The organism is Streptomyces sp. NPDC029041, from assembly GCF_040637515.1.
Classification (GTDB): domain Bacteria; phylum Actinomycetota; class Actinomycetes; order Streptomycetales; family Streptomycetaceae; genus Streptomyces.
In genome coordinates this window covers 444,338-469,100 of record NZ_JBEZWO010000008.1, presented here as the reverse complement: position 1 = coordinate 469,100, position 24,763 = coordinate 444,338, and the positions used below count along the sequence as shown (strand labels likewise).

The following is a 24,763-nucleotide window of genomic DNA, read 5'->3' as shown; positions in this document are numbered from 1 at the left end:
ACGGGCCCTTGCGGTCAGGTTCTGTCCGCAAGGGCCCGGGGACGTACGAGGTCTAGAACGGGAACCCGCTCCGGCCGTGCTGCACCGAGATCCACTTGGTCGTGGTGAACGAGTCGAGCATCGTGTCGCCGTTGAGCCGGCCGATCCCCGAGTGCTTCTCACCGCCGAACGGGACGATCGGCTCGTCGTGCACGGTGCCGTCGTTCACGTGGAACATGCCCGTGTCGATCTGCCGGGCGAAGGCGACACCCCGCTCGACGTTCCCGGTGTGGACGGCACCGCTCAGGCCGTAGGGCGTGTCGTTGACGAGGCGTACGGCCTCCTCCTCACCGTCGAACGGGACGAGGAACGCGACCGGCCCGAAGACCTCCTGCCTCAGCAGCGCCGAGTCGGCGGGCAGGCCGGTCAGCACGGACGGCTCGACGAGGTTGTCGGTGCGCCCGCCGCGCAGCAGGGCCGTGGCCCCCTCGGCGAGGGCCTGCTCGACCACTGAGGAGACGGCGTCCGCCTGGGAGGAGTTGATGACCGGGCCGATGACGGTCTCCGGGTCGCGCGGGTCGCCCGCCTTGAGGGTCTTGACCTTGGCGACGAACTTCTCGGTGAACTCGTCCGCGACCGACCGGTCGACGAGGACCCGGTTGGCCGCCATGCAGACCTGGCCCTGATGGACGTACCGGCTGAAGACGGCCGCGTCGACCGCGTAGTCGACGTCGGCGTCGTCGAGGACCACCAGCGCGCTGTTGCCGCCCAGTTCGAGGACGGAGCGCTTGAACAGCCGGGCGCAGACGGTCGCCACGTGCCGTCCGACCGCGTCGGAACCGGTGAAGGAGATGACCTTGGGGACCGGGTGCTCGAGGAAGGCGTCGCCGATCTCCGCGATGTCGGTGATGACGACGTTCAGCAGACCGCCGGGCAGCCCCGCGTCCTCGAAGATCTTCGCCACCAGTGAACCGCCGACGATCGGGGTGTTCTGGTGCGGCTTGAGCACCACCGCGTTGCCCAGCGCCAGCGCCGGGGCGACGGACTTGATCGACAGCAGGAAGGGGAAGTTGAAGGGGCTGATCACGCCCACCACACCGACCGGCACGCGGTAGACGCGGTTCTCCTTGCCGTCCACCGGCGAGGGGATGATCCGCCCCTCGGGGGCCAGCGCCAGATGGACCGCCTCGCGCAGGAACTCCTTGGCGAGGTGCAGCTCGAAGGCGGCCTTCAGACGCGTGCCGCCGAGTTCGGCGATGATGGCCTCGGAGAGCTCGGCCTCGCGCTCCTCGATCAGGCGCAGCGCCTTCTCGAAGACCGCCCGGCGGGCGTAGGGGTTGGTCGCGGCCCACTGTTTCTGGGCGCGGGCCGCCGCCCGGTACGCCTGATCGACCTCGTCGGCCGTGGCTATGGTGATCGACGCCAGCTTCTCGTCGTCGTACGGGTTGAAGTCGATGATGTCCCAGGAACCGGTACCCGGGCGCCACTCACCGTCGATGTACTGCTGTGCGAGGTCGGTGAAGCAGGACGACGACATGTGTGATCCCTCGATCCCTGGAAGATCTCCGATCGCGCCTTCACGATCTGATCACACGTCATCGTACTGATGTTTCAGGCGAGTTGGAGGAGTACTTCAGGAGAGCTGGAGGAGGCCCCGCAGAAGGTCCCGGCTCTCCGAGGGACCCGGACTGTCGCTCTGCAGCTCCTTGAGCGCCTTCTCGTACTGGGCGACGTCCTCGGCCTTGTCCAGGTACAGCGCGCTGGTGAGCTGCTCCAGGTAGACGACGTCCGACAGGTCGGACTCCGGGAAGCTGAGGATCGTGAACGCGCCACTTTCACCGGCGTGGCCGCCGAGGCTGAACGGCACCACCTGGAGCCGTACGTTGGGCCGCTCGGAGATCTCGATGAGGTGCTGGAGCTGGCCCCGCATCACCTCGCGGTCGCCGTACGGGCGGCGCAGGGCGGCCTCGTCCAGGATGATGTGGAAGTCGGGAGCGCGCTCGTCGAAGAGGTACTTCTGCCGCTCCAGCCGCAGCGCCACCCGGCGTTCGACGTCGGCCTCGCTCGCGCCCTGCATGCCCCGCCGGACCACCGCGTGGGCGTACGCCTCGGTCTGCAGCAGACCGTGCACGAACTGGACCTCGTACGCCCGGATCAGCGAGGCGGCGCCCTCCAGGCCGACGTAGGTCGGGAACCAGCTGGGCAGCACGTCCGAGTAACTGTGCCACCACCCGGCGACGTTGGCCTCCTTGGCCAGGGACAGCAGGGAGGAGCGCTCCTGCTCGTCGGTGATGCCGTACAGGGTCAGCAGGTCCTCGACGTCTCTGGTCTTGAAGCTCACCCGGCCCAACTCCATCCGGCTGATCTTCGACTCGGAGGCGCGGATCGAATAGCCCGCCGCCTCGCGCGTGATGCCCCGCGCCTCACGCAGTCGCCTGAGTTGTGATCCGAGCAGCATGCGCCGCACCACCGATCCCGGCTCTCCCGCGCTCACGTTCGCCAGCCTCCCCAACGTCTTCAGGGGCCGCAGTCTGCCACTAAAACACTCCGAGCAGTACTCGTCCGGTTACGGAAACGGAATCGAGACGGTCGACGCTCGCGCGCGGGGGCAAGAAGAAGGCAAGTGAACGGCCAAAGAGCGACGCGAAGATGACGGAAAAATTGGCCAACAAGCGGTACGGGACATCTCATTCCGGTCACGTGCACGTGCATCTGCCCTTGCATCTGCTGTACGCATCCGAAACCATGGTCCCGCACCACCGCCGCATCGCACCGACCGCGAATTCCCGGGAGTGCCTCGCATGGGGACGAATGGATCGACCATGCTCGAGCCGTTACGGCAGGGCCTTCCGCCGCTGGATCCCGCGGCCGTGTCCGACGCCGCCTCCTGTGCTCTTCCCGCCCGCTACGAAGCGGTGCGCGAGGCACGGCGGTTCACCCGCGGAACCCTCGACCAGTGGGACATGGGCGAGCGGTTCGACGACGTCTGCCTGGTGGTCTCGGAACTCGTCACCAACGCGCTGCGGCACGGCCTGCCGGCGGGCAACGCGTGCACCGGCGACCGCGAACCCCCGGTCCGGCTGCACCTGATGCGGTGGGCCGAGCGGCTGGTGTGCGCGGTGCGCGATCCCAGTCACGACAGTCCGGTCGCCCGGGAGAGCGACGACTTCTCGGCCGAGTCGGGACGCGGACTGTTCCTCGTCGACTCCTTCAGCGACAGTTGGGGCTGGCACCCGCTCGCGGGCGCGCTCGACGGCAAGGTGGTCTGGGCGCTGTTCCGGCTGCCGCCCGCCGGTTCACGACCCCGCGGGGAATGAAAGACCGCGGCGCCTTCTCGCGTCGCGGTTCTACGCGCGTCACCGCGTATTGAGGGGCGGATCGCCCCGAGGTCACCGGGGGCTGCCGGAGTCTCAGCCGCCGACCAGGTGGTCGAACTCGCCGTCCTTCACGCCGAGCAGCATCGCCTCGATCTCCGCACGGGTGTAGACCAGCGCGGGACCGTCGGGGAAGCGCGAGTTGCGCACGGCCACGTCACCGCCCGGCAGCCGGGCGAACTCCACGCACGAGCCCTGCGAGTTGCTGTGCCGGCTCTTCTGCCAGGCCACACCGCGCAGTCCGGCGGCCGCCATACCGTTGTACACGTCGTGGTCCACAGGTCGCTCCCCGGTGGTGCACTGGCTGGTGTGGCCATTGGTGCAGTGGTCAACTGACCCGGATCATAGCCCTGTTCATGTGCAGATGCATGGGCAGATGCACGTGCACGCGGGGTGGTCCCGCGGTTACAGCTTTGACGACCGCTTGACCGAAGCCCTCGTCTGTTTGACGGCTCGTCCCCACCTCTCGTTCCCTGCGGCCCGCACCGAAGCGGCCCGGTCCGGGGAGGTCCGGTGGAGGCGGAGCATCCGCTCGGCGGCGGGGCGAGGCGGCGGCGCGGGGGCCGCACCGCAGAAGCGGGAGCTGAGGCGCACGGCCGCCCGAAGGGCGTTCGACCGGCCGACCCGCATCCGGAAGGCGGCCGTGGCCAGGGAGGACGGGGAGAAATGGGCCGGTCGCAGGAGACCGGGGTCGTCCTGGTGGCCGGTGCCCGGCTCGGACCATCGCCGGACACCCACTCAGCCGGCGTGCCCCCGCCGACTCGCGCGGCCCGCGCCCCGGACCACCCCGGCACGGCTCGCGGGAATGCCGCCGCGCGGCCCGTCCGACCGGCGTCCGGCCCGGTCCCCGGGGGGCCCGCCGCGCACCGTTGAGCCGGACGACAGGCGGTGGACCCCGGCCCCGTCGCGGCACGGGCAAAAGGTCCCCCACCCGTCAAGCGTGGGGAACCTCACCCGGGCCCCGGCGGGCTCGGCGTCAGCGGCCGGCGTACGGCAGGAGCGCCATCTCGCGCGCGTTCTTGATGGCCTTGGCCAGCTGCCGCTGCTGCTGGGACGTCACCCGGGTGACGCGACGGCTGCGGATCTTGCCGCGGTCGGAGATGAACTTCCTCAGCAGGTCGGTGTCCTTGTAGTCGATGTACGTGATCCCGGCCTGGTACAGGGGGTTGGGCCGGTCCTTGGCGGGCTTGCGGTCGGGCTTGCGGGGCATGGCGGGTCAGACCTCCAGGAGGGTGTCGAAGGCGTGCGGCAGGCGCTGCCAGGCATCGGGGCCTGCGGCGTACTCGGCGTCGGTCAGCAGGCAGGACTCCAGCAGCCGTTCCAGGCCGTCCCGGTCGAGGCCGGGCGAGGTGAAGACCAGGTGCTGGCCGCGGTCCCCGTGCTCGGGGTGCCAGTCCAGCGCGGCGGCGGCACGGCGCACCGGCGGGACCATCTCCCAGGCCGCGTCCGGGAGGGACGCCAGCCACGGGCCCGCGCTCTCCACGCACAGGGCCCCGCCCGCCGCGTCCCAGTGGAACAGCGTGTCGGGCTTGTCGGCGAGCCAGAACCGGCCCCGGCTGCGGGCGGCCGCGCAGGTCAGGTCCTCCAGCGCGGCGTACAGCCGCTCCGGGTGGAACGGGCGGCGCCGGTGCCACACCAGGGTGGAGACGCCGTGCGCGTCGGCCTCGGCGGGGAGCAGCGCGCAGGCCGGATGCTGGGCGGCGGCCGCCGCCTCGACGTCGAAGCCGGCCAGGGCGGCCTCGGCCAGGGGCGAGAGCGGACGCCTGCGCGGGGTCGGCACGGTCAGGCCGTCGTCGTCCCGGTCCGCGGGGGCACTCTGCCCGACCGGGGCCCGGCGGGCCGTCGGGTGCAGCTGGGCGAGCAGCTCGCGGTCCTCGTCGTCGGCCTCCGGGGAGTCGGCGACGGCGAGGACGGGGGCGTACTCCAGCTGGCGCGCGAAGGTGTCGGCGACCGTGCGCTGGTCGGTCGCGGCGGCGGCGAGACCGGCGTCGGCCAGGTCGTCGCCGTTGCCGAGGTACGGCAGGACCAGGGCCGGGTCGACGGCGGTGATCACGCCGGTGACGGTGAGGCCGCCCGCCGTGACGACCTCGGCCATGGCCTTGGGCTCGACGGAGTCCCACAGCTCGACGACGGCGAGCCGGGTGGATCCGGCGTCCCGCAGCCGCTCCAGCTCCGGCACCAGGTCCTCCCGCAGGGCGCAGCACGCGCAGTCGTTGACGAGCGGCGCCTCCCCCGCGTCGAGGACACCGGAGGTGTCCCGGATGGTCCGTACGACCGTGCCCGCGGCGGCCGTCGACAGGTCGTGGTGCAGGACGACACTGCCGGGCACGTCGGCGAGCAGCCGCGCGACGGCCGCCCTGCGGGCGTCGGCGTGCAGCCCGCCGACGATCACGACGGGGAGCCCAGGGGGGACAGCCACGGGATCAGCCCTTCTTTCCGTACCGGCGCTCGAAGCGCTCCACGCGGCCGGCGGTGTCCAGGACGCGGGCGGTACCGGTGTAGAAGGGGTGGCTGACGTCGGAGATCTCGACGTCGACGACCGGGTAGGTGTTGCCGTCCTCCCACTCGATCGTCTTCTCGCCCGCCGTGGCGGACAGGGTCGAGCGGGTGAGGAAGGCGTAGTCGGCGGCACGGTCGCGGAAGACGACGGGGCCGTACTCCGGGTGGATTCCCTCGCGCATGGTCAGCGCTCCTCTCGGAAGTCGACGTGGCGGCCGACGACCGGATCGAACTTGCGCAGGGTCATGCGGTCCGGGTCGTTGCGGCGGTTCTTGCGGGTCACGTAGGTGAAGCCGGTCCCGGCGGTGGACCGGAGCTTGATGACCGGACGGAGCTCGTTGCGTGCCATGCCGCTATGATACTGAAAATGAAATCCATTTCCACAACTTGAGCAGAGAGGTACGTCACCACCCATGTCCGCGCACTGCATGCTGACCGGCACACAGCCGGGCTTCGGCAACCGCATCTCCCACTCCCACCGGCGCACGCCGCGCCGGTTCGACCCCAACATCCAGTCCAAGCGCTACTGGCTGCCGAGTGAGGGCCGGTACGTCCGGCTCCGGCTCAGCACCAAGGGGATCAAGACCGTCGACACGATCGGGATCGAGGCGGCCGTCGCCCGGATCCGCGCCCGGGGAGTGAGGATCTGATGGCGAAGAAGAGCAAGATCGCGAAGAACGACAGGCGGCAGGAGGTCGTCGCGCGGTACGCCGCCCGGCGGGCCGAGCTGAAGGAGATCATCCGGCGGCCGTCGTCGACGGAGGCCGAACGGCTCGCCGCGCAGGCTGAGCTGCGCCGGCAGCCCCGCGACGCGAGCGCCACGCGCGTACGCAACCGCGACCAGGTGGACGGCCGGCCGCGCGGCTACTTCCGGGCGTTCGGGCTGTCCAGGGTGAGTCTGCGGGAGCAGGCGCACGCGGGGTATCTGCCCGGGGTGCGCAAGTCGAGCTGGTGAGGGGCGCTCCCGGGACGCATGCCGGACTGGGCGAACCGTCCCGGCAACCCGGTAAGGGGCGTTCCCGAGGGGCTCTTGACCGGCCCTGGTAGCTTGCTGCGGTCGTTCCGGCCACGGGCCGGCCGGTGCCGTCCGGGCCGGTCGGCCGGCTACACCTTGGGGGCTTGCAGTGACTTCGGTGATCTTCTCGCGCCGCTCCGGTGCCGTGCGCGTCGCTGCGGCGGCCGCGGGGCTGGCGGGCGCGCTCGTGCTGAGCGCGTGCAGCAGCGGCGGCGACTCGGGCGACGACGCGTCCGCCGGCCCCTCCCCGTCGGCCTCGTCGTCCGCCCCGGCGGGAGACTCCGGCTCCGGCGCCGGCGCATCGTCCGGTGGCCCGCTGGCGGGCAGCTGGCTCGCGACGACCGGTGGCAAGGCCGTGGCCCTGGTGATCACCGGCAAGCAGGCGGCGCTGTTCGCCACCGGCGGCAGTGTGTGCAGCGGCACCGCGGGCGAGGAGTCCGGCATGCGGATGATCCGACTGAAGTGCACGGACGGCTCCAAGAACCGGGCGACCGGCATGGTCGACTCGGTGGACAAGAACAGCCTGAAGGTCACCTGGGAGGGCGGCCTCGGCGCGGAGACCTACACGAAGGCCGAGGGCGGCAAACTGCCGACGGGCCTTCCTACGGCGAGCCTCGGCTGACGCACCGCCGACGGGCCCGGGGGCAGCGAGCCCCGGCCGACCGGCCGCCCGGGCCTGCCGGGACGGGCCCGGCGGACTCGCTGCCGACGGGCCCGGCGACGCAAACCGCGACTGACCCACTGCCGACGGGCCCGGCGACACAAACCGCGACTGACCCACTGCCGAGGACCTGCCGACACGGCAAGCCCCGGCAGACCCACCGCCGACAAACCCGACGACCGTTGAACCCCGGCAGACCCACAGCCGAGAAGCCTGCCGAGGGCGTGCCCCGGCGGGCACACCGGCTCCGTGCTCCCGGCCGCGGATCGCCCGTCGGCGCCGCGGCCCTTCCGGGGTGTGGATGCGTCGGGCGATCCGCGGCCGGGTCATGGGGGTACCACGCGTACGTACCGGAGTCCGGCGTTCGGGGGAATCGCAGGGGGTGCGTGGCCGTGCGGTGCGGGTGTGCGTGATGATCCAGGGGCCCGATGCCGCTTTCGTTCGACACGTCCAGAGGACCTCATGCGCACCTACCCCCTCACCCTCGCCGCCGCCCTCGCCGCTACGGTCCTGCTGACCGGCTGCAGCGACGACCCGTCCGGTGGTGACGACGTCAAGAACGCGGACCGGCCGAGCGACGCGGCCTGTGCGCTGGGCGACATGGGAGTGAAGGTCGGCGCCGCCGCCGCACCGGCCGCCGGCGACACCGGCACCGTCACCGTCACGCTCACCAACAAGGGCAAGCAGTGCACGCTGAAGGGCTTCCCGGGCGTGGACCTGCTGGCCGACGACAAGACGACGTCCGTCTCCCCGGACGAGGGCGCGAAGGCCCAGTCGCTGACCCTCGCGAAGGGCGCCACCACGTCCTTCACGATCACCTACGTCCGGGGCGAGGCGGGCTCCGCGGAGAGCCTCGCCGTACACAAGGCGTCCTTCACCCTGCCCGGCGACACCAAGGCCGCGCACGAACTGGCGTGGTCGTACGGCGAGGTCGACCGGGCGGAGGGCAAGGAGCCCTCGGTGAGCGGTTTCGAGACGTCGGGCGACTGACGGCACCCAGCGCGCCGAGGGCATTGACGGCAGGTCAGCGCAGGGGCGGCCGGTGCCTGACCCGGGCCCGGTCCGCTGCCTGCGCGCCCTGCGTCCAGCCCTCCGCGTCGCGCACCCCGCGCAGCCGGGTCGTGGTCGTCTCCGGGAACATCCGCTCCAGCCGTCCGGTGACGGCGACCTCGCGGGAGGCGAGGACCGGCAGCAGCTCGCCGGTCACCTGGGTCTCGGCGGCTGCCGCCAGCCGGGTGCCGATGCGATGGGCGTAGGCCGCGAGGAACGCCTGCCGGAACGTCTTGGTGCGCTTGCGGCCCCCCGCGCGCTGCGCCGCCTCCGCCTTCGTCATCGCGGTCGTGGCCTGCACGAGGAGTGAGGTGTGGAGGAGTTCCACCGCCTCCAGGTCGGTCTCGAAGCCGACGACGGTGGAGAAGCCGAGGGGTTCGTTCCACACCGCCCGGCAGCGGTTGGCACGGGCGACGGCGTCCAGCAGCACCGCCTTGGCCTCTTCGTACGGCGGCTCGACCCCGATCCGGCAGGCCCCCGGCGTGTCCGGCGAGGGTGCTCGCACCGCGAGAAACGCCTCGTCGACACTGTGCCGGGCCATCAGCTCCTGCGCCTTGGCGCTGAGCGCCTCCGCCTCCTCCGGGAACCCGGTCGCCTCGGCCTTGGCCAGCAGGGCACGGATGCGGGTGAGCATGCGCGACGCGCCCCCTGCATCCCCGGGCGCCGCTCCGCGCGCCTCGTCGAGGGCCTCCAGGGCGGGCAACCGCAGCAGCAGGCGGTACAGCTCCAGCACGGCCGTGGCGTACGAGAAGCGGTCGGTGCGGGGCGGGGCGTCGGCGGGGAGGTCCGCGAGCTGCCCCTTCCAGCGGCGGCCCCGGGGCACGTCGTCGGGGGCCTGGGCCCGGATCAGCGCCGCCGTGAGGAGCACGTGCACGTCGTCCAGCTCGCGCCGCACGATTCGTACGACGTCCGCCGGCTGCCAGCCGCGCCGCCAGGCCGCCGCCACGAACTCCTGTCCGCGCCGGTCGAGTTCGGTGTCCGCCGCCGGGTCGGAGGCGAGCAGGGAGGCGCCGGTGTCGAGGGCCGTCTCGCCGGTCTCGTAGAGGGCCGCTGCGAACGCGCGGTCGACGGTGCTGGACGTACTCACGGGCCGATGGTGCCATGGCCTCCCGGGGCGCCCGGCACCCCGGCCCCTGCATCTCACCCCCGAAACCGGCCCGCCCGCCGGCGGCGCGGCCACGAGGATCGCCCCCGTGGTGGACACGTCCCTGTACGCGGCGTTCCTCGTCGCCACCTGGCTCGTGGCCATGGGCTTCGGCCGGGACGGCAGCGTGGGCCTGGCCTCGCGGCGGTTGTCCCTGTTCCCGCGACGGTGTTCACGGGGCTCGCGGTGCGTCTGGTGGCGACCTCACCGAAGCAGCCGCGCAAGATGTCAACCCGTGGTTGACGCTCACGGGGGCGCAACCTACGGTTGACACATGACGAACCCCGACACCACGTCATCCGTCCGTCTCGACGACCTCATCGCGGCCATCAAAAAGGTCCACCAGGAGCCGCTCGACCAGCTCCAGGACGCGGTGATCGCCGCGGACCACCTGGGCGACGTGGCCGACCACCTGATCGGCCACTTCGTCGACCAGGCCCGGCGCTCCGGCGCGTCCTGGACCGACATCGGCAAGAGCATGGGCGTCACCCGGCAGGCCGCGCAGAAGCGGTTCGTGCCCAAGGAGTCGGCCGATCTCGACCCGAGCCAGGGCTTCAACCGGTACACGCCGCGCGCCCGCAGCGTGGTGATGGCGGCCCACAACGCGTCCAAGGCCGCTCACAACGCCGAGGGCCTGCCCGAACACCTCGTCCTCGGTCTGCTGGCCGAACCGGAGGGACTCGCCGCGAAGGCGATCGCCGAGCAGGGGGTCTCCCTCGACACGGTCCGCGCGGCGGCGACGGCGGCGCTCCCGCCGGCCGTCGAGGACGCCCCGGAGCTCGTGCCGTACGGCCCGGCCGCCAAGAAGGTCCTGGAACTCACCTTCCGCGAGGCTTTGCGCCTCGGCCACAACTACATCGGCACCGAGCACATCCTGCTCGCCCTCCTGGAGCACGAGAACGGCCAGGGGGTCCTCAGCGGCCTGGGCATCGGCAAGGAGCGGACCGAGCGGTTCGTGACCGAGGCTCTGGAGAAGATCGTGCAGGCGCGGAAGGACGTGCCGGACGAGTCCTGAGCCGCGCCGGCGGCGGCAGGAGGCATTGTCAGACCCTCCTGTCACACTCACCGCATGGCCGACCGCTGGGCACTCGCCCCGGCCGAGGACGGTGGCGTGGACGTCGCCCCCCTCGGCCCGGACGGGCTGCCCGCCGGACCGGTGCGGCGGGAGGCGGACGCGGCGGAGGCCGTGCGGAGCCGTCCCGGCGTCACACGATGGGTGTGGCGGTCCACCGCCGAGGTCTACCCGCGCCTGCTCGCCACGGGGGTGCGAGTCGAGCGGTGCTACGACATCGAGGCCGCCGAGACGCTCCTCCTCGGCCACGAGGGGCGGTACGGGGAACCACGCTCGGCCGCGGCCGCCCTGGCCCGGCTGCGCGGCGGCCCCGTACCGCCCGATCCGCCGCAGCGGTCCGCGGAACCGGGCTCCCAGTCCTCGCTGTTCGAGCCTCGGGGCGTCCATCTGCCCCTGGCGGACCTCCTCGCGGTCTACGCCGAGCAGCAGCGGCGGCACGACGGCGCCGAGCACCCCGACCGCATGCGGCTGCTCACGGCCGCGGAGTCGGCGGGCATGCTGGTGGCGGCCGAGATGAACCGCGCCGGGCTGCCCTGGAGCGCCGAGGTGCACCGCACACTGCTGCACGACCTGCTGGGCGAGCGGTACGCGGGTGGCGGCGAGCCACGCCGGCTCGCCGAACTGGCCGAGGAGGTGTCCACCGCGTTCGGCCGCCGCGTCCGCCCCGACCTGCCCGCCGACGTGGTCAAGGCCTTCGCGCAGGCCGGCATCAAGATCTCCTCGACCCGGAAGTGGGAGATCGAGACGGTCGACCATCCGGCCGTGAAGCCACTGCTGGAGTACAAGAGGCTGTACCGCATCTGGGTCGCCCACGGCTGGTCCTGGCTGCAGGACTGGGTCCGCGAGGGCCGCTTCCGGCCGGAGTTCCTCGCGGGCGGGACGGTCACCGGCCGCTGGGTCACCAACGGCGGGGGCGGGCTCCAGATCCCGAAGGTGATCCGGCGGGCCGTGGTCGCCGACCCGGGCTGGCGGCTCGTCGTCGCCGACGCCGACCAGATGGAACCGCGCGTCCTCGCCGCGATCTCCCGCGACCCGGGCCTGATGGAGGTGGCCGGCCGGGAGAGCGACCTGTACCAGTCGGTCTCCGACCGGGCCTTCTCCGGCGACCGCTCCCAGGCCAAACTCGCCGTGCTGGGCGCGGTGTACGGCCAGACCTCCGGCGACGGCCTGAAGAACCTCGCGGCGCTCAGACGCCGCTTCCCCCGGGCGGTGGCGTACGTCGACGACGCGGCCCGGGCCGGTGAGGAGGGCCGGCTCGTGCGGACCTGGCTCGGCCGGACCTGCCCGCCGGCGGCCCGCGGGACGGACGACGCGCCCGAGGAGGCGGGCATCCCGGCCGCCGCGGCGGACCAGCCCGACGACAGCGCCGCGTGGGTGCCCGGCTACGCCTCCACCAACGCGCGCGCCCGCGGCCGCTTCGCCCGCAACTTCGTCGTCCAGGGCAGCGCCGCCGACTGGGCGCTGCTGCTGCTCGCCGCGCTGCGCAGGACCTGCGCGGAGCTGGCGGCCGAGCTGGTCTTCTTCCAGCACGACGAGGTGATCGTGCACTGCCCCGCGGAGGAGGCCGAGCAAGTCGCGGCGGCGATCCGCGAGGCGGCGGCCCTGGCCGGGCGGCTGACGTTCGGCCGGACGCCGGTACGGTTCCCGTTCACGACGGCCGTGGTGGAGTGCTACGCCGACGCCAAGTGATCGTCGGGGAGCCGCCGGGACGTACGCCATGGCGGTCCGCGGTCGTTCAGGCAGCTGCGGATCCCGGAGGGACGTCGTCCCGGCCGAGACCGGGCCCCGCGGCCGCGGCGAGGACCTGCTCGGCGACGGCGGCGTACCAGCGCAGCGCCGAGCCGGCGGTGTCGACGTCGCTCCGCACTCCGGCCCGCTCACGGGCGAAATCGCGCACCAGGGGATGCGGCGCGTAACGGCCGTACGTCGTCTCCTCCAGCAGGGCCACGTCGAGGAGGCGGTCCAGGGCCGCCTCGGTGCGGGGTTCGCCGATGCCGGTGAGCCGGGCGAGGAGGGAGACACCGTAGCCGGGCAGGTCGAGCGTGCCGATACCGCGCAGGGTGCGGGCCGCGTCCCGGTCGGCCTCGCGCCCGGAGGCGGCGAGCGCGTCGTACGCGGCCGCCAGGGAGCGGCGGACGCTCAGGTCGTCGTACTCCAGGTGACGCAAGCGCCCCTCCGCGGTGGCGAGTTGCCGGGCGAGCGTCTCGGGCGTCAGGGCCCGGCGGGCGGCGAGCCGCGCGGCGAGGACCCGCAGCGCCAGCGGGAGTCCGCCGGTGAGCTCGACGAGGAGCCGGGCGGCGTCCGTGCCGTCCAGGCCGTCGCGCCCCGAGGCGCTGCGCAGGAGTTCGGCGCTCTCCTCCTCCGGCAGGGGGGCGAGCGGGAACCGGGCCGCGCCGTCGAGGGCGGTCAGCGGCGAGCGGCTGGTGACGATCACCGCGCACCCGGCACCGCCCGGCAGCAGCGGCCGTACCTGCGCGGCACTCGCCGCGTCGTCCAGCACCAGAAGGGTGCGGGCCGGTGCGAGCAGCGACCGGAGCAACGCGGCCGCGGCGTCCGGCTGCCCGGGGATGCGGCAGGGCTCGGTTCCGAGGTCCCGCAGCAGCGCGGTGAGCGCCTGAGCAGGGGTGAGAGGCCGCATGCCCGGAGTGGCGCCGTGCAGGTCGAGGTGCACCTGCCCATCGGGGAAACGTTCCGCCACCTGGTGGGCGACGTGCAGGGCGAGCGCGCTCTTGCCGACGCCGGCCATGCCGCTGATGACGGCGACGGGATGAGGGCCTGGCGCCGTGAGCGCGCGACGCAGACCCTCGCGTACGGCATCGCGGCCGACGAAGTGGGTGGGTGACGGGGGCAGTTGGGCGGGCGGAGGTACCGGCCGGCCCGGTTCACCGGTTGACGTCCCGCCGGGCGGACACACCGGCGTCCCGCCGCTGTCCCCCGGCTTCCCCGCACCACCGTCACCCACGGTCCCGCGCAGCACCTCCACGTGCGCTTGCCGCACCCCCGCCCCCGGTTCGATGCCGAGCCGGCCGACGAGGCGGTCGCGCAGTTCCTGGTGGACGGTCAGGGCCTCGGCCTGACGGCCGGTGCGGTGCAGGGCGAGCATCAACTGCCGGTGGTAGACCTCCCGCAGCGGGTACTCGCCGGTCAGCGCGGTCAGCTCCGGCACCAGCTCGCGCAGCCGCGGTCCGCCCAGCGCCAGCTCGGCGTCGTAGCGCCATTCCAGCAGCAGCAGCCGGGCCTCGCACAGCCGCTGCGCGAAGGCGTACCCGCCCACCTCGGGCGACAGCCCGGCGAGCGGCGCACCCCGCCACAGCCCGAGCGCCGCCGTGCTCACGCGCACGACCCGCTCCCAGGCCTGCCCCGTGTGCGCGGCACGCGCGGCGGTGACGTGTCCGTCGAAGACGTGGACGTCCAGCTCGCCCTCGTCGAGCCGCAGCACGTATCCGGACGGCACGGTGCGCAGCCGCCCGGGGTCGTCCAGCAGCCGCCGCAGCCGGGCGATGTGATTGTGCAGCGAGGCCCGGGCGGAAACGGGCGGCGCCCCGCTCCACAGCGCGTCCTCGAGCGCTTCGGCGGAGACGACCCGTCCGGCTTCGAGGAGCAATGTGGCCAGCAGGGCGCGGGACTTGGCGCTTGCGACGGGCCTGGCCTCGCACCGGGACCCGCCTTGGCCGTCGTTGAACAGCACCGGTGGGCCCAACAGCCCGAACCGCATCATCGCGCCCATCCCCCCGTGCATCCCGCCGCGCTCCCGCCCTGGCGGGTTTCCACCCCTGGGCGACGGGTTTCCGCCACCCGGCCTCACCTGCCGCGTCGGGATCAGCCGATGCCCCGGCCGTCCTCCGCCTCGGTTCGTCGACTTCCGGCCGATCGGCGGATGACGCAACGGCGAAGCATTGGCCACATGTTAGCGATCCGTTGGCAAAGCCTGATGTGATCACTACATCGGATCTGGCCCGGCGGTGCGCGCGTCTGGACGCGCAACTCGGGGGAGTGTCGCCGCCGCGGCCGGGTCCGGGTCCCGGTCGGCGAGGTGAACGGCCGGGGCCCTCTCCACCTTTCCGGCACGGCGGTCCCCCGTACGCCGGCAGGTCACATGACGGGCGGCCGTCCCAGCCGGGTCAGTCGCCACACCGTCCGCCACCGCATGGGACGCCGCTCCCCCGCCGGCTCCCGTACGCCCTCCACGAATCCGCCGAACCACGCGCGCAGCCCGGCGCCCGAACGGTTGCGGGCGAGGGTGAGCAGCACCCACACGCCCAGATGGACGGGCACGAGCGGGAGCGGCAGCCGGCGCCGGGCCAGCCAGACCCGGTTGCGGGCGTTCACCCGGTAGTAGATGGCGTGCCGTGCGGGCGAGGTCCTGGGATGCCGGAGCAGCAGCTCGGGCGCGTACAGGATTCGCCACCCGGCATCCACCGCCCGCCACGCGAGGTCGGTCTCCTCGTGCGCGAAGAAGAACTCGGCGGGCCAGTCGCCGATCTCGTCGAGCATCGCCATCCGCAGCCCGTGTCCGCCGCCGAGGAAGCCGGTGACGTAACCGCCCCGGTGAGGATCCGAGTTGCCGAGGCGGGGCACGTGCCGCTGCTGCGTCTCGCCGAGCTCGTCGGCGATGCGGAAGCCGACGATGCCGAGCCGCTCGTCGGCGGCGAACAGGTCCCGCACGCGACGCAGCACGTCGGGGTCGACGAGCAGTCCGTCGTCGTCCAGATTCACCACGACGTCGATGTCGCCGAACTCCCGCAGCCGCTCCAGGGCGGCGTTGCGCCCGCCGGGGCAGCCGAGGTTCTCGTCGAGCTCGACGGCGGTGACCTCGCCGGGCAGCGACAGCCGGCCGGCGAAATCGGGCAGCGGGCAGCCGTTGCCGACGACGACGATCCGCTCGGGCGGCACGTCCTGCTTGGCCACGGACTCCAGCAGGGCGTCGACCTCGTCGGGCCGGTTGCCCATCGTCACCACGGCGACGGCGATCCTGGGCGCCCCCATGTCCTCACCTCGTACCGGTCGGCAGCTGACTGATCGACGGGCGATGCTAGCCGTTCACTGTAGGGCCGTCCTAAGGACGCCTGCCGGACGGCGGTGCGCCTACGCCGTTCGGCGCAGGGCGGCACCCGACCGGAGCGGGCACAGGATGTCGGGTGCGGCAGGGCACGCGCTGCCTAGCGTGAGGGCACGAAAGGAAGGAGACCGGACGTGCTGGACCGGCTCAACCAGGCGATGGACCGGATCGAACGCGACCTCGGCCACACCGTCGACGCGGCCGAACTGGCGCGTACGGCATGCACGTCGGAGTACCACCTGCGCCGCATGTTCTCGGCCCTCGCCGGTATGCCGCTGTCGGAGTACATCCGCCGCCGCCGGCTGACGGTCGCGGGCGCGGAGGTGCTGGCGGGGGACGTGACGCTCCTGGAGATCGCGGTCCGCTACGGCTACGGCTCCGGGGAGGCGTTCGCGCGGGCGTTCCGAGCGATGCACGGCGTGGGCCCGGGCGAGGCCCGGCGCACCGGCGCCGCGCTCGTCTCCCAGCCCCGGTTGACCTTCCGCCTCACCGTCGAAGGGAACAGCAGCATGCACTACCGCGTCATGGACCGCCCGGCCTTCACCGTCACCGGCTTCAAGACCCGGATCCCCCTGATCCACTCCGGCCCGAACCAGGCGATCATCGACTTCGTCCGGGGCCTCGACAAGCCGGCCCTGGAACACCTGGAGAAACTCTCCGGCCAGGAGCCGCAGGGCCTCGTCGCGGTCTGCGACGACCTGGATCCGGGCCGCGCGGAGGGCACGGAACTCGACTACTACCACGCGGTGATCACCGCGGACCCGGCTCCGGCTCCGGCCCCCGAGGGCACCACGGTCCTCCCGGTCCCGCCGGGCACCTGGGCGGTCTTCACCACGTCGGGGCCCGCCCCGCAGGCCATCCAGCGCCTCTGGCACGACGTGTACACCGAGTGGTTCCCGTCCAACCCCTACCGCACCCGCCCCGGCCCGGAGATCCTCCGCACCCGCCTGTCACCGGACGGCGGGGAGGCGGACGCGGAGCTGTGGCTGCCGGTGGAGCGGGAGACCTCCCGCTGACACGCCCGGTCCCCCGCCACTCTGCGGACGTTGGCGGGGGACCTACCCGACACACTGCCCAAGTGCTCCGACGCCACGGCCGGTTGGGCTGCGAGCCGGGCCGTTCGCCGGGCGGGTGCCGAGTCCGCCGCTCCGGTTCCGCTGAGCGACAGATCACGACATACCGCTGTTCATGCTGCCGTGGCCGACACCCGATTGTCTGGCGCACGACCGCGGATCCCGCCTGCGATCCCCAGGGAAACGCGCAGTCCCCGAGCTCGTGACGCACAGGAGTGAGACACACATGAACAGCACGATCAAGCGGTCCGTGACGGCGGCCGCGGCTGTCGTGATGGCGGCGGCGGGCATAGTCGCCGCCGGCCCTCAGGCCAGTGCCAACCCGGCAGTGGGCACCAACATCCGCGGCAAGGAGTCCTTCAACACCGACACGTTCATGGACAAGCTCTGCGGCGACATCAGCACGCGGGACAAGGCGTTCGTCTTCAACGTCCACACGGGCGAGGTCGTGGACTCGGCTGCCGCGTACGAGAAGAAGCCGTACTACCAGCTCGTCGCCGGCGACTCCCACAAGGCCTACACCACCGCCCCGTACGGAACCCACTGGGCGCTCTCGCCGGGCTGGGAGGTCTTCGGCGGCACCTGCGAGTACCCGCAGTCGTCGACCTGGACCTGGTACGACAAGGAGCGGAAGATCTCCAACGACACCGTGACCAACTGCGGTTCCGGCACGGCCAGCCTCTCCGTCAACGAGTCGTACGCGACCACGAGCACCACCACCAAGACGGTAGGCGTCAACGCCAAGGCCTCGGCCAAGGTCCGCGACATCTACACCGGCGAGGTCGGCGCCAGCTTCAACTACTCCTGGGCCTTCAGCAAGACGCACACACTGGGCCGGCAGGCCACCATCTCGGTGCCGCCCGGCCGCCAGGGCTACATCAGCGCCCGCCCGCTGAAGCGGACGGTCCGCGTCAACCCGGTCTTCCACGTCGGGAGCTACACCTGGAGCGACGGCCAGTCCGAGAAGGGCACGACCGTCCACAACTGGCGGGGCCGCGGCTACGACCGCATCTGGTCCTACGGCTTTTTCACCGACGGCATCGCCGACGTAACCAACAGCGACGGCACCCCCGCGATGGACTACGTCACCCGCGACAAGGCCGGCCGCTGCTGAGCGGTCCACCCCGGCACCGAGAAACAAACGGAAAAACCGCAGGTCAGATTCCTGACCTGCGGTTCTCCACAGAGCCGCCTTCGGGATTCGAACCCGAGACCTACGCATTACGAGTGCGTTGCTCTGGCCATCTGAGCTAAGGCGGCGCGCTGTCCGCACTATGGTGCGATCAGCAACGACGGTAAGTCTACACAGTTTCCAAGGGTGCTCCGCACCAGCCCCGGAGGCGGGCCTTCCGGGGCCGGCAGCAGGGCTATGAGCAGCGCTTTCCGGCCGTGGGCGGGGTGCCGCGCAGGAGGTAGGCGTTGATCGTCTTGTCGATGCAGGAGCTGCCGCGGCCGTAGGCGGTGTGGCCGTCGCCCTCGTAGGTGAGCAGGCGTGCGGAGGACAGCTGGCCGGCCAGGGCCTGTGCCCAGCGGTAGGGGGTCGCCGGGTCGCGGGTGGTGCCGACCACGACGATGGGCGCCGCGCCCTTCGCCTCGATGCGGTGGGGCTCACCCGTGGCGTGCACCGGCCAGTAGGCGCAGTTCAGGGAGGCCCAGGCGAGGCCTTCGCCGAAGACCGGCGACGCCTTCTTGAACTCGGGCAGGGCCGTGCGCACCTGCTCCGGGGTGTCGAAGGCGGCCGGCAGGTCCAGGCAGTTCACCGCCGCGTTGGCGAACATCAGGTTGCTGTAGGCGCCGTCGGCGTCCCGCTCGTAGTAGCCGTCGGACAGCATGAGGAGTCCGGAACCGTCGTTCTCCTTCATCGCGGACGTCAGCGCCTCGCGCAGCTGCTCCCAGGAGCCCTCGTCGTACATGGCCGCGATCACACCGGTCGTCGCGAGCGACTCGGTGAGCCGGCGGCCGTCGGCGCCGCCGGTGGTCAGGGGCCGGGTGTCCAGCTTCCCGAAGAACGCCTTGAGGTTCGTGCCCACCCGCTCGGGCGAGGTGCCCTTGCCGCCCAGCGGGCAGTCGGCCTGACGCACGCAGTCCTTCGCGAACGACCGGAAGGCCGTCTCGAAGCCCGCCGTCTGCTCGAGGTTCAGCCGCCGGGCCGGCAGCGAGGGGTCCATCGCCCCGTCCAGCACCAGCCGGCCCGCCCGCTCGGGGAACAGCCCTGCGTACGTCGCCCCGAGGAACGTGCCGTACGAGGCCCCGACGAAGTTCAGCTTCTTGTCCCCGAGTGCCGCCCGCACGATGTCCATGTCCCGGGCCGCCTCCACGGTGGACACGTGGCGCAGCAGCCGGGGCGCGTCCGCGCCGCAGCCCTCGGCGAACGTCCGGTACGCCGCGACCAGCCCGTCGGTCTCCTTCGCGTCGTCGGGCGTGATGTCCGTGCGCGTGTACCTGTCCATCCCCGGCCCGTCCAGGCACTCCACGGGCTCGCTGCGGGCGACGCCGCGCGGGTCGACCGCCACCATGTCGTAGCGGGCCCGCACCTCGGCCGGGTAGCCGATGCCCGCGTACGTCTGCACGTACCCGATCGCCGAGCCGCCCGGCCCGCCCGGGTTCACCAGCAGGGAGCCCAGCCGTTTGCCCGGGCCGGTCGCCTTCTTACGGGTCAGGGCGAGCCGGACGTCGCCGGCGGACGGCTCGGCGTAGTCGAGCGGTGCCTTCAGGGTCGCGCACTGGAATCCGGGGGCACCGCAGTCGCGCCAGGCCGGCTTCTGCCCGTAGTACGAGGTGAGCGCCGCGGGCGTGGCCTTCGGCAGCGCGCCCAGGGCCGCTTCCTGAGCCGCGGAGGCGGCGGAGGTCGTCGCGCTCCCCGAGGAGCAGGCGGAGACGAGCAGCGCGGCCGCGGCGAGGAGACCGACGGCGGTCTCGGCCCGGTTGCGTGTCCTGCGGTGGAGACCCCCGGAACCGGAGGCGGAACGGGGGGTACGCCGTGTATCCATCCAGCGATCGTAACTCTGGGCGACGGCATGGGTGCCCTGTGTGCACGTCGTGCCTCGCACGAGTTACGGCGTCGACCGCATGCGCGGCGCTTGTGTCCCGCTTGCCCGGCCCCGGTGTGCTGCCGGGTCTCAGCCCGCTCTGAGCGCCATCGTCATCGCCTCCACCGCGAGCAGCGGCGCCACATTGCGGTCGAGGGCGTCCCGGCAGGCCGCGATCGCCTCGATACGGCGGAGTGTGGCCTCCGGGGAGCTGCCGCGGGCGAGGCGCTCCAGGGCGTCCTCGGCGTCCCCGTTGGCGATGGCCACGCGCGAGCCGAGCTGGAGGGCGAGGACGTCGCGGTAGAAGGCCGTGAGGTCGGTCAGGGCGAGGTCGAGGCTGTCGCGCTGCGTGCGCGTTCTGCGACGCTTCTGCTTGTCCTCCAGGTCCTTCATCACGCCCGCGGTGCCGCGCGGCATGCGACCGCCTTGGGCGGCGCCGAGAGCGGCCTTCAGTTCCTCGGTCTCCTTGGCGTCCGTCTCCTCCGCGAGCTGTTTGGCGTCCTCGGCGGCCGCGTCGACGAGTTCCTGGGCGGCCCTCAGCGCGCCGCCGATCTCCTCGACGCGCAGCGGCAGCCTGAGCACGGCGGCACGGCGTTCGCGCGCGGCCGGGTCGGTGGCCAGCCGGCGCGCCCGGTCGACGTGGCCCTGGGTCGCGCGGGCCGCCGCGGCGGCGACGTCCGGCTCGATGCCCTCGCGGCGGACGAGCATGTCGGCGATGGCGTCGACCCTCGGTGTGCTCAGGTTCAGGTGGCGGCAGCGGGAGCGGATGGTCGGCAGGACGTCCTCGATGGAGGGGGCGCACAGCAGCCACACCGTACGCGGGGCGGGCTCCTCCACGGCCTTGAGGACGGCGTTGGCCGACTTCTCGTTCAGCCGCTCGGCGTCCTCGACGAGGATGATCTGCCAGCGGCCGTTCGCCGGTGACGTGAACGACTTGCGGACGGTGTCGCGCATGTCGTCGGCGAGGATCTGCGTGCCGACGGCGGCGACGGTGGTGACGTCGGCGTGCGTGCCGACGAGCGCCGTGTGGCATCCGTCGCAGAAGCCGCAGCCCGGGGAGCCGCCGAGGGCCCGGTCGGGGCTGACGCACTGCAGCGCCGCCGCGAACGCACGCGCCGCCTGGTTCCGCCCGGCCCCGGGAGGGCCCGTGAACAGCCAGGCATGCGTCATCTTCGACGCCTCGGGCGGCGGGGCGCCGGTGGCGGCCGCGGTGACCAGCGCGTCGGCGTCCCGGGCGGCGGCGGCCAGCTGCTCGCTCACCCTCTCCTGCCCGACGAGGTCGTCCCACACGGTCATGGGTCACGCCGCCCTTTCGTCACGTTCCGCGTTGCGGGATCCATTGTGGGGGCGACCACTGACAGCGCCCGCCGCCCCCGGCCTCGCAGTCCGGTTCCCTGGTTCCCGCACCGGCCCGCCGGAGGCCTCAGCGCCCCCGGCCGCCCCTCCCGCGGCGCCCGCGGCCCTCGTCCGGCTCGTCGTCGTGCGGTCCGAGCAGCTCGTCCGCGAGCGAGGGCAGGTCGTCCAGCGGCGTCTCCTCGGCCCAGTCCGACCGGCGGCGGCGCGGCGTCCCCTCGGCGTCGACCTGGGGCATCTCCCGCGTACGGTCCTCGGTGCCGTCGGGCCGGGCGGCCGGGGCCTCCTTCCGGAAGTAGCCGGGCGGAACCCGGTCCGCCGGATCGTCCCCGCGCACCGGCGGAAGTACGGCCGTCTCCTCGGCGTCCTCGGACCGGACCGGGGGCAGCACCGCCGTCTCCTCGGCGTCACCCGGCCGGACCGGAGGCAGCACCGCCGTCTCGTCGGCCGCGCCGGAGGCGTCGGGTTCGCGCACCTGCGGCAGCACCTCGGTCTCGTCCCCGGGGCGGGGCGAGAACGGGGGCCGGACCTCCGTCTCCGACCCGGCCACCGGCGAAACCGGCGGCTTCGGCAGCTCGGCCGTCACCTCGGCGTCGGACTCACCGGAGGTCCGCCCCCGGTCCGCACGCTGCTCGTCGTCGCGCACCGGGCGCAGCACGGTCGTGTCGTCGGCCGCGCCGCCCGGTGTCACCACCGGCGTGGGGACGGTCGCCGCGTTCTGAGCGGTCGCCGGACCCGGGGCGCCCTTCTTCGCGGTGGAGCTCTTCGGGCCGGCCTCGGCCGCCGCGGCAGCCGCCTCCGCGAGTCGCCGGGCCTCCTCGGCCCGCAGCAGCGCCGCCTCGGCCTTGCGCTGCTTCTCCAGGCGGAGCGCCTCGGCCTCGGCACGCAGCCGCGCCTCCTCCTCGGCCTGCTTGCGGCGCCGCTCCTCCTCGGCCTTGCGGCGGGCCTCCTCCTCGGCGCGGGCCTTCTCCTCCGCGAGGAGCCGGGCCCGCTCCTCCTCGGCCTTCCTGCGCGCTTCCTCGGCCCGGCGGCGGGCCTCCTCCGCCTGCCGTTCGGCCTCGCGGCGCTGCGCCTCCTCCAGCTCGCGGCGCTTGCGCTCCTCCTCCTCGGCCCGCAGCTTGGCGAGCTGCTCCTGGCGCTCCCGCTCCAGGCGCTCCTCCTCCGCCTTGCGGGCGGCCTCTTCCTCGGCCTTGCGGCGTGCTTCCTCCTCGGCCTTCCTCCGCGCCTCCTCCTGGGCCTTGATCTCGGCCTCGGAGAGCGGCAGCACCTGGTCGAGGCGGTGCCGGATGACGGTCGTGACGGCCTCGGGCTCCTGGCCGGCGTCCACCACCAGGTACCGCCCGGCGTCGGCGGCGGCCAGGGTCAGGAAACCGGCCCGCACGCGCGCGTGGAACTCCGCGGGCTCCGACTCCAGCCGGTCCGGCGCCTCGGTGAACCGCTCGCGCGCGGTCTCCGGGGCGACGTCCAGCAGCACGGTCAGATGCGGCACCAGCCCGTTCGTCGCCCAGCGGTTGATCCGGGCGATCTCGGTCGGCGACAGGTCGCGGCCGGCGCCCTGGTAGGCGACGGACGAGTCGATGTACCGGTCGGAGATGACGACCGCGCCGCGCTCCAGGGCGGGCCGTACGACGGTGTCGATGTGCTCGGCCCGGTCGGCCGCGTACAGCAGCGCCTCCGCGCGGTGCGACAGGCCCGCGCTCGACACGTCCAGCAGGATCGACCGCAGCCGCTTGCCCACGGGCGTGGCCCCCGGCTCGCGCGTGAGCACCACCTCGTGGCCCTTGGCGCGGATCCACTCCGCGAGCGCCTCGGCCTGGGTGGACTTGCCGGCCCCGTCGCCGCCCTCCAGGGCGATGAAGAAGCCGGAGGCCGCGGCCGCCTGTTCGGGGTCGTCGCCGCCGAGCAGGGCGTCCTTCAGGTCCTTGCGCAGCGGCACACCGGAACGGTCGTCGACCTTGGCCAGCACCAGCGCGGCGACCGGCAGCAGCAGGGCGCCGGTCAGCATCAGCGTGAAGGCCGCGCCGCCGTGGGCGAAGACGAACTTGCCGCTCTCCAGCCGGTGCGGTCCGATCGCCGCCGCCACCAGCGGGGCGATCACGGCGCCGAGCGCGACGCAGACCCGCACGACCGCGTGCAGGTGCTCCGTCGTGCGGGCGCGCCGGCTCTCCTCGGTCTCCTGGTCGAGCAGGGTGTGCCCGATGTTGGCGGACAGGCCCGCGCCGACGCCGGCCAGCGCGAGGATCAGCAGCACGGTGGTGACGTCCGGGACCACTCCGGCGGCCAGCAGGGCGACACCGGTGAAGGCGATCGTCAGCGCGAGCAGCCGGCGGCGCGAGAGGGCGGGCACGAGGGCGGGCGCCGTACGGATGCCGACGACCACGCCGCCGGTCAGCGCGGCCACGAACAGGCCGTAGAGGACCGGACCGCCGCCCAGGTCCTTGGCGTGCAGGACGGCCACGGCGACGGCGGCGGACACCGCCGCGGCGACGGCCGCGCAGGACAGGACCAGCAGCGGCATCGCGCCGGTGCGGCCCTTGTCGGCGCCGTGGGTGGTCTTCGGGCGGCGCAGTCCCTCGAGCGGCGAGCGCGCGCGGGGGGTGCGCGTGCCGGGCAGTTCCAGGAAGGTCAGCAGGGACAGGGACGCGGCGAACAGTCCGGCGGCCACGTAGGAGGCGAGGGCCGCCTGATGCTGGCCGAACCAGTCGATGCCGGCGCCCAGCAGGTTGTTGAACAGGGCCGCGACGACCAGCACGACGGCGGCGAGGGGGATGGCCGCGAAGCCGGTGCGCAGCGACAGGCGGCGCAGGGCGTCCATGTGGTCGGGCAGCGGCCGGACCGTCGCCCCCTCCGGCGGCGGGGCGGGGAGCAGCGCGGGGGCCGCGCTTTCGCGGCACACCGTCCAGAGCCGCTCGGCGACCCCCGTCACGAAGGCCGTCACGAGGAGGAGGGCCAGTGCGTTGTCGGGCGTCCAGTCGATCCACAGGGGCGCGACGATGAGGAGCGCCGCGCGCACCCCGTCGGCGCCCACCATGGTCCAGCGGCGGTCGAGCGGGCCGTCCTGCGAGGTGAGGGCGGTGAGCGGGCCGAGCAGAACGGCGCCGAAAAGGAGTGTCGCGAGGATGCGCACCCCGAAAACGGTCGCCACTGCGAACGCCACGCCTCGGTAGCCGCCCCCGAACGAGCCTTCGGCGACGGCCGCCTGGAGTGCCAGGAGGACCAGTACGAGAAGGGCGAGGGTGTCCCCCACGCCGCCCACGAGCTGTGCGCTCCACAACCGCTTCAGCTGCGGTCGTCGCAGCAGGGCGCGGACGGCACGCTCGCGGGAGTCCGCGACCAGGGCGTCGTCGGGGGCGGGCTGAGGGGCCGTTGGGTGGTCGGCTCGCGTCATGCGTTCAGCCTATCGGGCGCCACCGACACCCCGGAGGGCGCGGGCTGGCATGCGCACGCCCCGACAC

21 protein-coding genes, 1 tRNA gene and 1 pseudogene are annotated in these 24,763 nt (G+C 73.1%); 9 read left to right on the top strand and 14 right to left on the bottom strand.

Annotated elements, in window-relative coordinates; all coding sequences use genetic code 11:
- Nucleotides 1-52 precede the first annotated feature (52 nt).
- Both AB0F04_RS23435 and AB0F04_RS23430 read right to left on the bottom strand, forming a co-directional pair.
- The gene (locus tag AB0F04_RS23435) at nt 53-1,516 is read right to left on the bottom strand and encodes an aldehyde dehydrogenase family protein (RefSeq protein ID WP_362044117.1); all 1,464 of its coding nucleotides are present in this window, start codon (nt 1,514-1,516) and stop codon (nt 53-55) included.
- 96 nt (nt 1,517-1,612) lie between these two features.
- On the bottom strand, nt 1,613-2,437 hold the full coding sequence (locus AB0F04_RS23430; RefSeq protein ID WP_352098873.1) for a helix-turn-helix transcriptional regulator: 825 nt from the start codon (nt 2,435-2,437) through the stop codon (nt 1,613-1,615).
- 343 nt (nt 2,438-2,780) lie between these two features.
- Here AB0F04_RS23430 and AB0F04_RS23425 point away from each other — a divergent pair, with 343 nt between their 5' ends.
- Entirely contained in the window at nt 2,781-3,296 is a 516-nt protein-coding gene (locus tag AB0F04_RS23425) for an ATP-binding protein (protein WP_362044115.1), read from the top strand.
- A 93-nt stretch (nt 3,297-3,389) separates the two neighbouring features.
- Here AB0F04_RS23425 and AB0F04_RS23420 read toward each other — a convergent pair whose 3' ends face one another.
- The 5 genes from AB0F04_RS23420 to rpmG all read right to left on the bottom strand — a co-directional run bounded on the left by AB0F04_RS23420 (nt 3,390) and on the right by rpmG (nt 6,201).
- On the bottom strand, nt 3,390-3,608 hold the full coding sequence (locus tag AB0F04_RS23420; RefSeq protein WP_050810297.1) for a DUF397 domain-containing protein: 219 nt from the start codon (nt 3,606-3,608) through the stop codon (nt 3,390-3,392).
- A gap of 721 nt (nt 3,609-4,329) precedes the next feature.
- Complete coding sequence (gene rpsR / locus AB0F04_RS23415) at nt 4,330-4,563, bottom strand: 30S ribosomal protein S18 (RefSeq protein ID WP_362044113.1); 234 nt, start codon at nt 4,561-4,563, stop codon at nt 4,330-4,332.
- Between the two features lie 6 nt (nt 4,564-4,569).
- A complete protein-coding gene (locus AB0F04_RS23410) occupies nt 4,570-5,772 on the bottom strand; it encodes a GTP-binding protein (protein ID WP_362044111.1) in 1,203 nt (400 codons plus the stop codon).
- Nucleotides 5,773-5,776: 4 nt separating this feature from the next.
- Nucleotides 5,777-6,034: a type B 50S ribosomal protein L31 gene (locus AB0F04_RS23405; RefSeq protein WP_362044109.1), complete on the bottom strand. Its 258-nt coding sequence runs from the start codon at nt 6,032-6,034 to the stop codon at nt 5,777-5,779.
- Between the two features lie 2 nt (nt 6,035-6,036).
- Nucleotides 6,037-6,201: a 50S ribosomal protein L33 gene (gene rpmG / locus AB0F04_RS23400; protein WP_053669727.1), complete on the bottom strand. Its 165-nt coding sequence runs from the start codon at nt 6,199-6,201 to the stop codon at nt 6,037-6,039.
- Nucleotides 6,202-6,265: 64 nt separating this feature from the next.
- Between rpmG and rpmB the strand changes: the two genes are divergently transcribed.
- From rpmB to AB0F04_RS23380, 4 genes are all read left to right on the top strand, one after another.
- Entirely contained in the window at nt 6,266-6,502 is a 237-nt protein-coding gene (gene rpmB, locus AB0F04_RS23395) for a 50S ribosomal protein L28 (protein WP_344461052.1), read from the top strand.
- Entirely contained in the window at nt 6,502-6,807 is a 306-nt protein-coding gene (gene rpsN, locus AB0F04_RS23390; RefSeq protein ID WP_062928325.1) for a 30S ribosomal protein S14, read from the top strand. The genes rpmB and rpsN overlap by 1 nt, the downstream gene beginning before the upstream one ends.
- 178 nt (nt 6,808-6,985) lie before the next feature.
- Nucleotides 6,986-7,489 carry a hypothetical protein gene (locus AB0F04_RS23385; RefSeq protein WP_362044107.1) on the top strand — a complete coding sequence of 168 codons (504 nt, stop codon included), beginning with the start codon at nt 6,986-6,988 and terminating at the stop codon, nt 7,487-7,489.
- A 501-nt stretch (nt 7,490-7,990) separates the two neighbouring features.
- Nucleotides 7,991-8,518: a DUF4232 domain-containing protein gene (locus AB0F04_RS23380; RefSeq protein WP_362044105.1), complete on the top strand. Its 528-nt coding sequence runs from the start codon at nt 7,991-7,993 to the stop codon at nt 8,516-8,518.
- 34 nt (nt 8,519-8,552) lie between these two features.
- Here the strand turns inward: AB0F04_RS23380 and AB0F04_RS23375 are convergent, their stop codons facing one another.
- The gene (locus AB0F04_RS23375) at nt 8,553-9,665 is read right to left on the bottom strand and encodes a DUF2786 domain-containing protein (RefSeq protein WP_362044103.1); all 1,113 of its coding nucleotides are present in this window, start codon (nt 9,663-9,665) and stop codon (nt 8,553-8,555) included.
- A gap of 331 nt (nt 9,666-9,996) precedes the next feature.
- Between AB0F04_RS23375 and AB0F04_RS23370 the strand changes: the two genes are divergently transcribed.
- Nucleotides 9,997-10,737 (top strand): Clp protease N-terminal domain-containing protein, encoded by a 741-nt coding sequence (locus AB0F04_RS23370; protein ID WP_362044101.1) that lies wholly within the window; start codon nt 9,997-9,999, stop codon nt 10,735-10,737.
- A 54-nt stretch (nt 10,738-10,791) separates the two neighbouring features.
- Nucleotides 10,792-12,483, top strand: coding sequence for a bifunctional 3'-5' exonuclease/DNA polymerase (locus AB0F04_RS23365; RefSeq protein ID WP_362044099.1), 1,692 nt, complete (start codon nt 10,792-10,794; stop codon nt 12,481-12,483).
- 73 nt (nt 12,484-12,556) lie between these two features.
- Here the strand turns inward: AB0F04_RS23365 and AB0F04_RS23360 are convergent.
- Together AB0F04_RS23360 and AB0F04_RS23355 are read right to left on the bottom strand one after the other, a co-directional pair.
- Nucleotides 12,557-14,521: pseudogene (locus AB0F04_RS23360) on the bottom strand (BTAD domain-containing putative transcriptional regulator); the annotation flags it as partial.
- Between the two features lie 365 nt (nt 14,522-14,886).
- Nucleotides 14,887-15,780 (bottom strand): glycosyltransferase, encoded by an 894-nt coding sequence (locus AB0F04_RS23355; RefSeq protein ID WP_362044097.1) that lies wholly within the window; start codon nt 15,778-15,780, stop codon nt 14,887-14,889.
- A gap of 207 nt (nt 15,781-15,987) precedes the next feature.
- Here AB0F04_RS23355 and AB0F04_RS23350 point away from each other — a divergent pair, with 207 nt between their 5' ends.
- Together AB0F04_RS23350 and AB0F04_RS23345 are read left to right on the top strand one after the other, a co-directional pair.
- Nucleotides 15,988-16,869, top strand: a complete 882-nt coding sequence (locus tag AB0F04_RS23350) for an AraC family transcriptional regulator (RefSeq protein ID WP_362044095.1) — start codon at nt 15,988-15,990, stop codon at nt 16,867-16,869.
- Between the two features lie 283 nt (nt 16,870-17,152).
- A complete protein-coding gene (locus tag AB0F04_RS23345) occupies nt 17,153-18,040 on the top strand; it encodes a hypothetical protein (RefSeq protein WP_362044093.1) in 888 nt (295 codons plus the stop codon).
- A gap of 72 nt (nt 18,041-18,112) precedes the next feature.
- On the opposite strand, the gene AB0F04_RS23340 is transcribed toward AB0F04_RS23345, so the two are convergent.
- The 4 genes from AB0F04_RS23340 to tmk form a co-directional block, all read right to left on the bottom strand.
- Nucleotides 18,113-18,186, bottom strand: a tRNA-Thr gene (locus AB0F04_RS23340).
- Nucleotides 18,187-18,293: 107 nt separating this feature from the next.
- Entirely contained in the window at nt 18,294-19,916 is a 1,623-nt protein-coding gene (locus AB0F04_RS23335; RefSeq protein ID WP_362044091.1) for an alpha/beta hydrolase, read from the bottom strand.
- A gap of 129 nt (nt 19,917-20,045) precedes the next feature.
- Complete coding sequence (locus AB0F04_RS23330) at nt 20,046-21,251, bottom strand: DNA polymerase III subunit delta' (protein WP_362044089.1); 1,206 nt, start codon at nt 21,249-21,251, stop codon at nt 20,046-20,048.
- Nucleotides 21,252-21,378: 127 nt separating this feature from the next.
- Complete coding sequence (tmk, locus tag AB0F04_RS23325) at nt 21,379-24,696, bottom strand: dTMP kinase (RefSeq protein WP_362044087.1); 3,318 nt, start codon at nt 24,694-24,696, stop codon at nt 21,379-21,381.
- Nucleotides 24,697-24,763: the final 67 nt, after the last annotated feature.

What these genes read in the sequence shown, in the direction of transcription:
- rpmB (WP_344461052.1), top strand. Translation starts at nt 6,266, where the DNA reads ATGTCCGCGCACTGCATGCTGACCGGCACACAGCCGGGCTTCGGCAAC.
- AB0F04_RS23355 (WP_362044097.1), bottom strand. Translation starts at nt 15,780, where the DNA reads ATGGGGGCGCCCAGGATCGCCGTCGCCGTGGTGACGATGGGCAACCGG.
- AB0F04_RS23380 (WP_362044105.1), top strand. Translation starts at nt 7,991, where the DNA reads ATGCGCACCTACCCCCTCACCCTCGCCGCCGCCCTCGCCGCTACGGTC.
- AB0F04_RS23330 (WP_362044089.1), bottom strand. Translation starts at nt 21,251, where the DNA reads ATGACCGTGTGGGACGACCTCGTCGGGCAGGAGAGGGTGAGCGAGCAG.
- AB0F04_RS23420 (WP_050810297.1), bottom strand. Translation starts at nt 3,608, where the DNA reads ATGGCGGCCGCCGGACTGCGCGGTGTGGCCTGGCAGAAGAGCCGGCAC.
- tmk (WP_362044087.1), bottom strand. Translation starts at nt 24,696, where the DNA reads ATGACGCGAGCCGACCACCCAACGGCCCCTCAGCCCGCCCCCGACGAC.
- AB0F04_RS23435 (WP_362044117.1), bottom strand. Translation starts at nt 1,516, where the DNA reads ATGTCGTCGTCCTGCTTCACCGACCTCGCACAGCAGTACATCGACGGT.
- AB0F04_RS23335 (WP_362044091.1), bottom strand. Translation starts at nt 19,916, where the DNA reads ATGGATACACGGCGTACCCCCCGTTCCGCCTCCGGTTCCGGGGGTCTC.
- AB0F04_RS23430 (WP_352098873.1), bottom strand. Translation starts at nt 2,437, where the DNA reads ATGCTGCTCGGATCACAACTCAGGCGACTGCGTGAGGCGCGGGGCATC.
- AB0F04_RS23425 (WP_362044115.1), top strand. Translation starts at nt 2,781, where the DNA reads ATGGGGACGAATGGATCGACCATGCTCGAGCCGTTACGGCAGGGCCTT.
- rpsR (WP_362044113.1), bottom strand. Translation starts at nt 4,563, where the DNA reads ATGCCCCGCAAGCCCGACCGCAAGCCCGCCAAGGACCGGCCCAACCCC.
- AB0F04_RS23405 (WP_362044109.1), bottom strand. Translation starts at nt 6,034, where the DNA reads ATGCGCGAGGGAATCCACCCGGAGTACGGCCCCGTCGTCTTCCGCGAC.
- AB0F04_RS23370 (WP_362044101.1), top strand. Translation starts at nt 9,997, where the DNA reads ATGACGAACCCCGACACCACGTCATCCGTCCGTCTCGACGACCTCATC.
- AB0F04_RS23365 (WP_362044099.1), top strand. Translation starts at nt 10,792, where the DNA reads ATGGCCGACCGCTGGGCACTCGCCCCGGCCGAGGACGGTGGCGTGGAC.
- rpsN (WP_062928325.1), top strand. Translation starts at nt 6,502, where the DNA reads ATGGCGAAGAAGAGCAAGATCGCGAAGAACGACAGGCGGCAGGAGGTC.
- rpmG (WP_053669727.1), bottom strand. Translation starts at nt 6,201, where the DNA reads ATGGCACGCAACGAGCTCCGTCCGGTCATCAAGCTCCGGTCCACCGCC.
- AB0F04_RS23345 (WP_362044093.1), top strand. Translation starts at nt 17,153, where the DNA reads ATGAACAGCACGATCAAGCGGTCCGTGACGGCGGCCGCGGCTGTCGTG.